Raw genomic sequence first — 10,835 nt, 5'->3', positions numbered from 1 at the left:
TTCAAAATGTGAAACTCGTTTACAAAACGGGAAACTCGGGTGACTATTGAGCAGAGCTTTTGGGATGCTATATACCCGCTGATTTTTTCGTTACACAAAAATCGCATTTCGTTACATAGGATTGAATTTCAAAGGAAAAGTGGCGATATAAAAAAGGAAATGTTTGAATGGAATAAGATCCGGGGGAGTAGAAGACGAATGCTGAAAATAGCAATATGTGACGATGAACAGCCCATAAGAGAATACCTGAAAAGGCTGGTAAAGAAATGTACGGAGGGGGAAATCCGACTGTTTGCCGACGGCGGAGAACTGTTGGCGGATCCGACGGCGTTTGACCTGATCCTGTTAGATATTTCCCTGAACCGGGAGCAGAATGCGGTGGAACCGGACGGTATGGAGACGGCCAGAAAGATCCGGGAAAGGTCGGATGCACTGATTATCTTCGTGACGGCCTTACGTGAATATGTGTTTGAAGGCTATGATGTGGGGGCATTTCATTATCTTTTGAAGCCTATCGATGAGCAGAAGTTCACAGAAGTCATGGACAGGGCAATCTGCCAGATCCGGAGTAAAAAGAATGTTGAACCGCTGGTTATAAAAGTAGGCGGCAACTATGTCAGGATTCCTGTGGATGATATCCTCTATGCCGAGAACCAGGCCAGAAAAATTATGCTGCACACCAAGTCAAAGAAGGAGCCCTACTGTTTTTATGAAAAAATGGAAGTGCTGGAACAGAAGCTGGGAGATCGCTTTTTCCGCTCCCATCGGGGATTTCTTGTGAATCTGCAGGAGGTGGCCCGGTATGACAACAGCAACATAGAATTGAAAAACGGTGAGAGCGTATTTTTAGCAAAACAGAAATACAATGACTTTGTCACCGCATACATGAAGTATCTGAGAAAAGTGTAAGCGGTGATGCTTCAGAAAGGAATCAGCGGGTGATGGGCCTGCTGATTTTTTGATGTTTCGTTACATGAAAAGATCGGTTCGTTACAAGACATATTAAGGGTGAAAGAAAAGCGGCGATATAGAAGACAGAGAGAAAAAATTGCAGATCAAAGGAGGTCGCAAAATGAGGATCACAACCCAAATGCTGGCAAATTCCGCAGCAAAAAGCGGGATTCCCATTCAGAGAACGTCGCTCTTGGACATTATCAATAACAAGTCATCCCAGAACCTGCTGGGAACCATCGGGAAGAGCATGAACACCACAAGTACCGGTGCCACGGACATTCTGAGGAAAAATAATTATGCAAAGCTGGAGGATCTGTCGGAGAAGTTGAGCCAATCTGCGTCAAAGCTTGCAGGCAGCGATAAGGATTCCATCTACGACAAGGCAAAAGAGAGCGGAGACACCACGGACATCCTGAGTGACGTGAACAAAATGGTGGAAGCGTACAATGCTACCATGAAGCAGCTTAAGACCACCGGCGGAATCATGAATGAATTTTACCAGCAACAGTTAAAAAACATTCCAGCGGGCAGTAAAGAATCACTGGAAAGTATAGGAATCAGTCAGGCAAAGGACGGAAGCCTGATCGTGGACGAGAAAGTATTCCGGAATGCGGATGCGGATACCTTACAGAAGGTACTGGGAGGAGAGAAGGGCATCGCCTCCAAAATAGGATTTCTCGGTGAGCACATCAATAAGAATGCTTCCGAAAATGTGGTCAGCGCATCCAACCGGTATGGTTCCAATGGGGCAACCTATATGGAAGTTTTTGAGGCTAACAAGTATAATTTCTTTGGGTAAGATTGTGTTGTAAAAAAGGCATTGTATTTCAAAAAAATTGAGATACAGTGCCTTTTTGCATATCTGAAATGGAGACCGAATTCTGGCATTAACATTTCTGCATCAATTCTAAAACATTTCTACAAAACTTCCGGGATACATAATATACAGGATAGGAAAATCGAAGTATAATAAATAAAAAAGTATAGGATACCTCGGAAAGGGATAACAAATGAGAATATTAGAAATTATATTGCCGGTACTTGTCATGCTGGTTCTCGGTATGGCATGCAGAAAATTAAAGTTACTTACCAAAAGCGGAATAGATAATATGAAACTGCTGGTAACCAATATCATGCTTCCGGTGGCAATCTTTCATGCACTGGCCACAGCGGATTACAGTGTGAAGACCTGGAAACTGGTGGGGATTATGTTCGTTATGCTGGTGGTATCTTTCGGAGTAGGATTTCTGTTGAAGCCGCTTATGAACGGAGAATACCGCAAGTACCTGCCGTTTATGGTCAGTGTATATGAGGGTGGCCTCATGGCGTATCCTTTGTATACCAGCCTGTGCGGGCAGGAAAATCTCTCACAGATCGCAGTACTGGATATTGCAGGACTTTTGTTTGGATTCAGCATCTATATGGGGATGCTGGGACAGGTGGAAAACGGAGAGAAGATCAATGCAAAGAAACTATGTATGAGTGCATTCCACACACCGGCATTTATTGCAAGTGTGCTTGGAATCCTGGCAGGACTGTCCAAGGTGGTGATTTGCCTGATCGACAGTCCCTTCGGCGGTGCATATCTGGCGGTGGAAGGGATCCTTACCACATCCGTGACAGCAATCATTCTGATCGTTGTGGGATATAGCATGGAACTGACAAAGGAACTGATCCGGCCATGCCTGAAGACAATCCTGATGAGAGTTCTGCTACAGACACTTATGGCAATTGGAGTGCTGTGGGCAGTGCATTTGTGGATAGGAGATAACATGCTGTTGAATCTTGCCATCATTTCCTATATGTCGGCGCCGGCCACTTTCAGCATGCAGACTTTTCTGAAAAAGGAAGAGGGCAGTGCCTATGTATCAACAACCAATTCTATGTACTGTATGGTGTCGATTCTGGTATATATCATTCTGGCAGCAGTGGTTTATTAGAAGTGTGAAAAAGGCAAGCGGTATCCTGCTGTCCGGTCTGGTTGATGACAAGAATGCAGGGGGCCAGGATCCGCTATACGCCGACCACGGCACCGGAGATGGGAACGGAAACCAAACGGAATATGGAAGTCTTGTTGGAAGTCGATCCGGCAAAGTCTGCCGGACAGGGTTTTGGCAGCGCCGGACAGTATCTGGATGTCTGCATCAAGACGGACACGGACACTCTGGACGGTTATGGACTTCGGATCATCCGTACGGCGGCCCATTCCGATGCGGTATCCATGTATCTGATACAGTATGTGCGTGGACAGGCGCAGTGCATTTCCCGCGAGGTCGTGACAAACTGCTTTGTAACGGGATGCAGAATTTGGGTGCGGTATGAGAACGGAATATTATCGGCAAAAGCATGGACGGTTACGGAACCTACGGTGGTACAGCAGGAAAGGGGCTATGCCCGGGGAGTGGAGCTTACGGCAGAAGTAGGCAGAAGAGAAAATGCCGAAAACACCGGACTACTGATCTGGCACACCGGATCGTTGGGAACGGAGAACTGGAGAAATACCACGATGTTACATGGCGTAAGCATTCTTTATTTTTAAAAATTTCAGACAAAATGTGGTGAGAAAACACAGGAGGAAGGGCGGTAGGATTACCGGAGCTGCTTTTCAGGCGCATTCGGATGTGGATACTGTAGTGAAATATAAGGAGACTGCAATTAAAGAAAGGAGAGAGCAAAGAACGGTTCTTTTTATAAAAGAAATTAGAACAGGTAGCCAAATTCCAATAGCCAAACTTCTTCTAAAGCACCAATCTGCCGGATATTTGAAAGTTGTTTATAATAGTATCTGAAAAAACAGGCAGTTGTGGATAAAACTGCGGAAACTCAAGAATGTCGAAGTGTTGTGGATCCTGATAAAATATGCTATGATATTTTTCAATTAGATCAACTTGCGGATGTTTCATCATGCCCGTACGGGGATGGGTAACAGCAGGAAAAAGTTTATATCAGAAAACGAGGAGGGTGCTGAAATGAAGAAGAAAATGGGGTATTTGCAGGTGATTTTAATGATCGGCTGCATTCCGATGCTTGCAACGATGGTTGCTCTGACTGTATATGCATCGGGCAAAATGAAAGATGAACTGGTCGACAGTACCTATCTGCGGCTGAAAGCATGTGCTACATCAGTGGAGCAGTATTTCACATGGGATATCCGTGAGGATATTCTGGAAAAGGATGATATCAGTTATCAGTTTATAGATTCTTTGCAGGATGAGCATATTGAACAGACGCTTTTCATGGAGGATGAGAGATTTATTACTTCCATTGTGGACAAGGATGGGAACAGGGCAGAAGGAACCAAGGCTGATCCACAGATATGGGAGACGGTCAGAGCCGGTAACGATTATGAAACTGATGGAGTAGAGATTCAGGGAGAAGAATATTATGTCTATTATATGCCGGTATGTTCCGATGACGGAGAGATTCTGGGAATGGCTTTTGCCGGAGAACGGGAGAGCATAGTTCAGGATGCAATATCCGACATGTTAAGAAGTCTGGTTCTGCGCTCAGTATGTCTGAATGTTCTTTTTATTGCTGTCATGGTTTATCTGTCATTCAAAATACGAAAACCATTACTGACGACCGCAGAATATATTGACCAAATTGCCAATGGTAATCTGTCAGGCAATCTTGAAGTGAAATCTGTGATCCGTGAAGTGACCACTCTGATCCGGGCATCTGTCAGTATCCACGGATCTGGAAGAGTTGATGCAGTATTTTAAGTAGTTTGAGATATTTGGAGACATTCGTGGACGGGTGCTGCTTTATGTGCTATTATGCAGAATGTCATCAGAAAACAGTAATTGTAGGAAGTAACAGGGATTATAATGAAAAAAAGAATGTTCATGGCACTGGCGGTCGCTCTCACCGGAGTCAGTATGGTGGTGGCAGCAGGAAACGGAGAACTGAAAATACAGAGTGAAACCTCGGTACAGAAAGTACATGCGGCAGAAATACATCAGATCGGTGTCGAGCCGATCCCGGCTACCGGACAGATTACCATAGAGGATCTGCTGGCGGTACAGGGTGGCGAGACGGAAGATCCCAGAGCACTGGAAGGGGTGTCGGATCCGGAGGATGTTCCGGTAGACGAAGCTTCCGTAGAGGATACGACCGCAGATGAATATGCGTCGTTAGCGATCGCCAATGTGACGAATTACGTCAATGTCCGGACAGAACCGAACACAGACAGTGCTGTAGTGGGCAAAATCTATGATGGAGCGGTGGCACAGATCCTGGATGTGGCAGGAGAGGATCAGGACTGGTTCCGGATCATCTCCGGTAATGTGGAGGGCTATATCAAGGCAGAGTTTTTTATTTACGGAGATGCAGCAGCTGAGGTTGTAGACAATTATGTGACCAGATATGCTGTGGTTATCGCAGACCGTCTGAATGTGAGACAGGATCCTGCCACAGATGCAAAAAGAATTGGTTACATTGACAATGGAGAAAAGGTAAAAATTCTGGAGAATGACGGAGACTGGCTGAAGGTACAGTACACCGACAGCAAGGAAGGCTATGTCTCTGCGGAATATGTTACGATCTCGGAAGAATTTATCTATGCGAAGACAATAGAAGAGGAACAGGCGGAAATTGCCGCACAGAAGGCATTGCAGGCAAGAGAACAGACTGCCGAGCAGGATGCCCCGGAGGTGATCACGAGCATCACACTTCCCGCAACTACTTATACCTCCAATGCGGAACTCAGACAGGGAATCATTGAGTATGCCATGCAGTATCTGGGCAACCGGTATGTACACGGAGGTTCCAGTCTGTCAGGAGGTACAGATTGTTCGGGATTTACCTGCTTTATCTATGCGGAGTTCGGATATTCTATCAGCCGTACACCGGGAGGACAGTATTCCGGTGCCGGACGCAGTATCAGTTCTGAAGAACTTCAGCCAGGAGATATTGTATGTTATAGTTCCAATGGAGGGAAGAGCTGTACCCATGTAGGACTGTATATCGGTGACGGACAGATCATCCATTCCGCCAATTCACGGAAAGGTGTCATTATCAGTGCTGTGGACTACAGTCCCATCATCGGTATGCGAAACGTTATTGATTAATAGAATCGGTTTTGAAATTATGGAGCGCCTGATCTTTGGTGAGTACGAAATCACCGAGGATCTCGTCGCTCCATTTTTGCAGGTCTTCCAGATGAAGGACCACACCGGCATAATTGCGGATGCCGTGGGAGGCCGCCAGCTCTTCGGTATATTCTTCCAGCAGATAGACATTTTCAAACCGTACCGGTCCGGAGGTGTACTGACAGACCAGTGGGATCACACCGGTGGTCTTCCGCTCGATGGAGACACCGTCCTCTGCAACGTGAAAAGTCAGCCAGGCCATACCCTCTAACATGCTGAGAGCATTTTTCTGGGTGGACACATAATTGCCCAGCGAATAATAGCACAGAGACTCATTGCCGTTTTCTGCGGTGATCCATTCCACAGGCTCTACCACATGGGGATGGGTTCCGATAATGACATCGGCACCGGCTTCTGTCATCTCCAGTGCCCATTTCTCCTGATAGCTTGAGATTTTGGAGGAATACTCAGTCCCCCAGTGAGGACAGACGATGACGATGTCTGCCAGTTCTTTTGCCCGGGAGATATCCTCTAAGACCTGCGGGTTCAGCGTGGTGAAGTCCATCTGTCCGTTTTTCTCATTTACGGCACACAGAAGATTCAGATGCCCCAGCAGATCTAAGGGGAGTGTCTCGGTATTGGCACCGTAGGTATAATTTAAGATGGCGAAAGTGACATCATCGATGGTAAGTAACGGAATGTCATCTGCCTGTGAAGCGTCTTCGTGAATACCGGTTACCAGTACCTCCGGGTGCTTGTTTTTCCAGAAATCCGCACAGTACAACAGGCCGTCCAGCTTCTGATCCGCGGTATGATTGGATGCCTGCAGAACCACGTTGAATCCGGCATCCGCAATCGCATCCCCAACTTCGGTAGGAGAATTAAAATAGGGAAAACCGGAAAATCCCCGGGAATTGCCGCCCATGACAGTTTCCTGATTGATGATCCGGATGTCTGCCGCGTTTAAGAAGGGTGAAATCCCCTGAAACAGCATGGAGAAATCATAAGTTCCGTCCTCCTGTTTTCCACTGGCCACGATTCCCAGATGCATCAGGTTGTCCCCGACAGCCATGAGCGTAATGTCATGCTCCGGGAAGGGAGTGGGGGTCGGCTCCGGAGTAGGGACGGGAACCGGTGTGGCAGAAGGCGGTGCAGGGGTCTGTGGAACGACAACAACATCGCTGCCTGCAGCAGTTTCTTCCAGAAAGTAATAGCCGCCCATGCTCGCCAGTAACAGTAACGGAACGAGAACCAACAGCAGATAGAAACGTGAAATCGGTTTTTTCATATATTATTCTTTTGTTCTCCTTTATTATCTCTTACGGAATTCCGGTTACAAGGTCTGTTTACAATCAAAAGTAACAATAATATTATAGCATTGATTTTATTTTTTCGCAAAAAGTAGAAACAAATTACTGTTTTCCTATTGACATAGTATGAAATAGGAGATATAATCCTACCCATAAGTTGATTCGATACTTAAATGAGACATCGAAGAGGAGGAAAAGGATTATGAAGAAGTTTGAGTGGAAGAGCGTTTTGGCACTGGCATTAACAGGAGTATTGGCACTGGGACTGACCGCATGCGGCAGCAACGATAACGGCGCAGCAGCTACCGGCAGCAACGATGCTGGAAGCAAGGCTGTATACCGCACTCTGGATGAGATCAAGGAAAGCGGTACCATCAATATCGGTGTATTTTCTGATAAGAATCCGTTTGGTTATGTGGATGAGAACGGCGAGTATCAGGGATATGATGTATATTATGCAAGAAGACTCGGTGAGGATCTGGGTGTCGATGTGAACTTCGTATCTACCGAGGCGGCCAACCGTATCGAGTATCTGCAGACCGGTAAGGTAGACGTGATCCTGGCTAACTTCACCGTAACTCCCGAGAGAGCAGAGGAAGTTGATTTCGCTGTTCCTTATATGAATGTAGCACTTGGCGTAGTATCCAAGGATGACAATGTAATCACCACTCTGGATAACTGGAATGCAGATGATTCTATTATTGTGATCTCCGGAACCACCGCAGAGACCTATCTGATTGCTAATTATCCGGACATTCCTTTACAGAAGTTCGATTCCTATGCAACCGCTAAGGAAGCTTTTGAAAACGGTACTTCCGTAGCATGGGCAAACGACAACACTGAGGTCATCGCATTTGCTCTGCAGAATGAAGGCTATACCGTAGGTATTCCTTCCCTGGGCAGCGCTGATACCATCGCTCCCGCAGTATCTAAGGGCAATACTACTCTGCTTGACTGGATCAATGATGAGATCGCAAGCCTTGGTGAAGAGAACTTCTTCCATGCAGATTACGAGGCAACTCTGGCAGATACCTATGGCCTGGATTATGAGGACAGCCTGGTAGTAGAAGGCGGCAAGGTAACCGCACAATAAGTACGGATCGGAATAGAATGATAGAGAGGGGACTGCGGGGCACGTATGTTGCCGCCGCAGTCTTTTCTTGCATCTGGCTACTTCTTTTGTTATAATCTAAAAAGTTGTGTGTAACTATTCTGAATAGTCACGATTGTTGAAAAGCTTCCTGAAAGGAAAGAAATACATGAACTGGGAATTTATAGGAAAATATCTGCCTATGTATGAAAAGGCAGCGTTGCTCACCGTGAAGATCGGTGTCATCGGAATCCTGTTTGCGATTCTGCTGGGACTGGTATGTGCGGCGATACAATATTATAAAGTACCGGTGCTTCGGTGGATCGTAGCGGTCTACGTGGAACTGAGCCGTAATACACCGCTTCTGGTACAGCTGTTTTTTATTTATTACGGATTTCCGAAGATTGGGATCCGGATGTCAGCAGAGGTCTGCGGTGTGGTAGGACTGGCATTTTTAGGTGGCAGTTATATGGCGGAGGCATTCCGCAGCGGTCTGGAGGCCGTGGAACCGATCCAGAATGAAAGTGCCATCAGCCTGGGAATGAACTCCGGACAGGTACTAAGATATGTGATCCTGCCCCAGGCCATGTCTACCAGTATCCCGGCATTTGTGGCGAATATTATTTTCCTGTTGAAGGAGACCAGTGTATTCAGTGCCATCAGTCTGATGGATCTGATGTTTACGGCAAAGGATCTGATCGGCCTGTATTATAAGACTACCGAGAGCCTTTTCCTTCTGGTGGTATTTTATCTGTTGATCCTGCTGCCGGTATCGATCGTGGGATCTCTGGTGGAGAGGAGGATGCGTTATGCCGGATTTGGGGATTGATGTATTATTCAAAGGCACGAACATGCTCCGTCTGCTGCAGGGATTATGGGTAGCCATGAAGATCAGTATCGTATCTATTCTGATCAGTATGCCGTTAGGTATTCTGGTGGGAGCGTTGATGACGGTGAAGAACCGGTTCGTCAAAGCTATCTTCCGGGTCTATCTGGAATTCATCCGTATCATGCCGCAGCTGGTGCTTTTATTTATCGTATATTTCGGATCTACCAGAGCACTGGGCTGGAATCTGTCCGGAGAGGTGGCATCCGTCATCGTCTTCGTCCTGTGGGGCACCGCAGAGATGGGAGATCTGGTGCGTGGAGCGCTGATCAGTATTCCGAAGCATCAGTACGAAAGCAGTGAAGCACTGGGATTCAGTAAAATACAGACGTATCTGTATATCATTATTCCGCAGACTGTGCGGAGACTGATTCCGCTGTCCATCAACCTGATCACCCGTATGATCAAGACCACCAGCCTGGTGCTCATGATCGGCGTGGTGGAAATGCTGAAGGTGGCACAGCAGATCATTGAGGCCAATCGTATGAGCAGTCCCAATGCTGCGTTCGGAGTATTCCTTGTGGTATTTGTTCTGTATTTCTTCGCCTGCTGGCCCTTCAGTGTTCTGGCCAGAGTGCTGGAGAAAAAGTGGAATTAGAAATGGAACCGGAGTCGGAATGAGAATGGAGTGAAAACATGGCAGAGACATTGTTGAAGATAGAAAATCTGACAAAAGAATATGAAGGCCAGAAGATCCTGGACGGCATCAATCTGGAAGTAAAACAGGGAGATGTTCTGGTAGTGGTAGGTCCCAGCGGCTGTGGTAAGAGTACGCTGCTTCGGTGTATTAATGCACTGGAACCTATTCAGGGCGGTACGATAAAGCTGCAGGGCATGGATATCCGCAAGGGCAGTAAAAATATCACCACCCTGCGTCAGAAGATCGGTATGGTATTCCAGAGCTATGAACTGTTCCCGCATCTGACGGTACTGGACAATATTACGCTGGCACCGGTCAAGGTACAGAAGCGCGATAAGGCAGAGGCACAGAAGGAGGCCATGGAGCTTCTGGCGCGCGTGGGACTGGCAGATAAGGCAAAGAGTTATCCCAGACAGTTGTCCGGTGGACAGAAGCAGCGTGTAGCCATCGTCCGGGCATTGTGCATGCATCCGGAGATCCTGCTGTTCGATGAAGTGACCGCGGCACTGGATCCGGAGATGGTAAGAGAAGTGCTGGATGTTATGCTGGATCTGGCAAAACAGGGCAAGACCATGCTCATTGTCACCCATGAGATGCAGTTTGCAAAGGCGGTAGCGGACAAAGTTATTTTCATCGACCAGGGTAAGATCGTGGAGGAGGCCGCTCCCGATAAATTTTTCGAACATCCGGAGACAGAGAGAGCAAAACAGTTCCTGAATGTATTCACCTTCGAACATGTGGAACATCATACAAAACAGGCATAGGAATCGCATAAATACAGGAAAAAGATAATGAAGAGAGTTTTCATTATCTTTTTTTTGTGCTATACTCATTATGGATTTTTGCGTTTTATTTCAAATGATTT

The 10,835-nt window shown here is 46.7% G+C and carries 11 protein-coding genes; 10 read left to right on the top strand and 1 reads right to left on the bottom strand.

Features of this window, described 5'->3' with window-relative positions; genetic code table 11:
• Positions 1-198: 198 nt before the first annotated feature.
• The 6 genes from DWZ61_RS03140 (at position 199) to DWZ61_RS03110 (ending at position 6,023) form a co-directional block, all read left to right on the top strand.
• Entirely contained in the window at positions 199-909 is a 711-nt protein-coding gene (locus DWZ61_RS03140) for a LytTR family DNA-binding domain-containing protein (protein WP_243026335.1), read from the top strand.
• Between the two features lie 163 nt (positions 910-1,072).
• Positions 1,073-1,753 carry a hypothetical protein gene (locus tag DWZ61_RS03135; protein WP_147354667.1) on the top strand — a complete coding sequence of 227 codons (681 nt, stop codon included), beginning with the start codon at positions 1,073-1,075 and terminating at the stop codon, positions 1,751-1,753.
• A gap of 211 nt (positions 1,754-1,964) precedes the next feature.
• Positions 1,965-2,894, top strand: a complete 930-nt coding sequence (locus tag DWZ61_RS03130) for an AEC family transporter (protein ID WP_118537354.1) — start codon at positions 1,965-1,967, stop codon at positions 2,892-2,894.
• Positions 2,895-2,938: 44 nt separating this feature from the next.
• Positions 2,939-3,493, top strand: a complete 555-nt coding sequence (locus DWZ61_RS03125) for a hypothetical protein (RefSeq protein ID WP_118537353.1) — start codon at positions 2,939-2,941, stop codon at positions 3,491-3,493.
• A gap of 430 nt (positions 3,494-3,923) precedes the next feature.
• The gene (locus tag DWZ61_RS03115) at positions 3,924-4,676 is read left to right on the top strand and encodes a cache domain-containing protein (protein ID WP_181968702.1); all 753 of its coding nucleotides are present in this window, start codon (positions 3,924-3,926) and stop codon (positions 4,674-4,676) included.
• 105 nt (positions 4,677-4,781) lie between these two features.
• Positions 4,782-6,023, top strand: coding sequence for an SH3 domain-containing protein (locus DWZ61_RS03110; protein WP_118537351.1), 1,242 nt, complete (start codon positions 4,782-4,784; stop codon positions 6,021-6,023).
• Here the strand turns inward: DWZ61_RS03110 and DWZ61_RS03105 are convergent.
• Positions 6,013-7,332 (bottom strand): CapA family protein, encoded by a 1,320-nt coding sequence (locus tag DWZ61_RS03105; protein WP_118537350.1) that lies wholly within the window; start codon positions 7,330-7,332, stop codon positions 6,013-6,015. The two genes, DWZ61_RS03110 and DWZ61_RS03105, sit on opposite strands and share 11 nt — an antisense overlap.
• A 224-nt stretch (positions 7,333-7,556) precedes the next feature.
• Between DWZ61_RS03105 and DWZ61_RS03100 the strand changes: the two genes are divergently transcribed.
• From DWZ61_RS03100 to DWZ61_RS03085, 4 genes are all read left to right on the top strand, one after another.
• On the top strand, positions 7,557-8,447 hold the full coding sequence (locus DWZ61_RS03100; RefSeq protein WP_118537349.1) for a transporter substrate-binding domain-containing protein: 891 nt from the start codon (positions 7,557-7,559) through the stop codon (positions 8,445-8,447).
• Positions 8,448-8,613: 166 nt separating this feature from the next.
• A complete protein-coding gene (locus DWZ61_RS03095; RefSeq protein WP_118502638.1) occupies positions 8,614-9,273 on the top strand; it encodes an amino acid ABC transporter permease in 660 nt (219 codons plus the stop codon).
• On the top strand, positions 9,254-9,928 hold the full coding sequence (locus DWZ61_RS03090) for an amino acid ABC transporter permease (protein WP_022313276.1): 675 nt from the start codon (positions 9,254-9,256) through the stop codon (positions 9,926-9,928). The genes DWZ61_RS03095 and DWZ61_RS03090 overlap by 20 nt, the downstream gene beginning before the upstream one ends.
• A 38-nt stretch (positions 9,929-9,966) precedes the next feature.
• Positions 9,967-10,734, top strand: coding sequence for an amino acid ABC transporter ATP-binding protein (locus DWZ61_RS03085; protein WP_022313277.1), 768 nt, complete (start codon positions 9,967-9,969; stop codon positions 10,732-10,734).
• Positions 10,735-10,835: the final 101 nt, after the last annotated feature.

Origin of the sequence: Clostridium sp. AF34-10BH (genome assembly GCF_003478095.1) — a bacterium.
Taxonomy (GTDB): domain Bacteria; phylum Bacillota; class Clostridia; order Lachnospirales; family Lachnospiraceae; genus Acetatifactor; species Acetatifactor acetigignens.
This window is presented reverse-complemented; position numbering and strand designations above follow the sequence as displayed.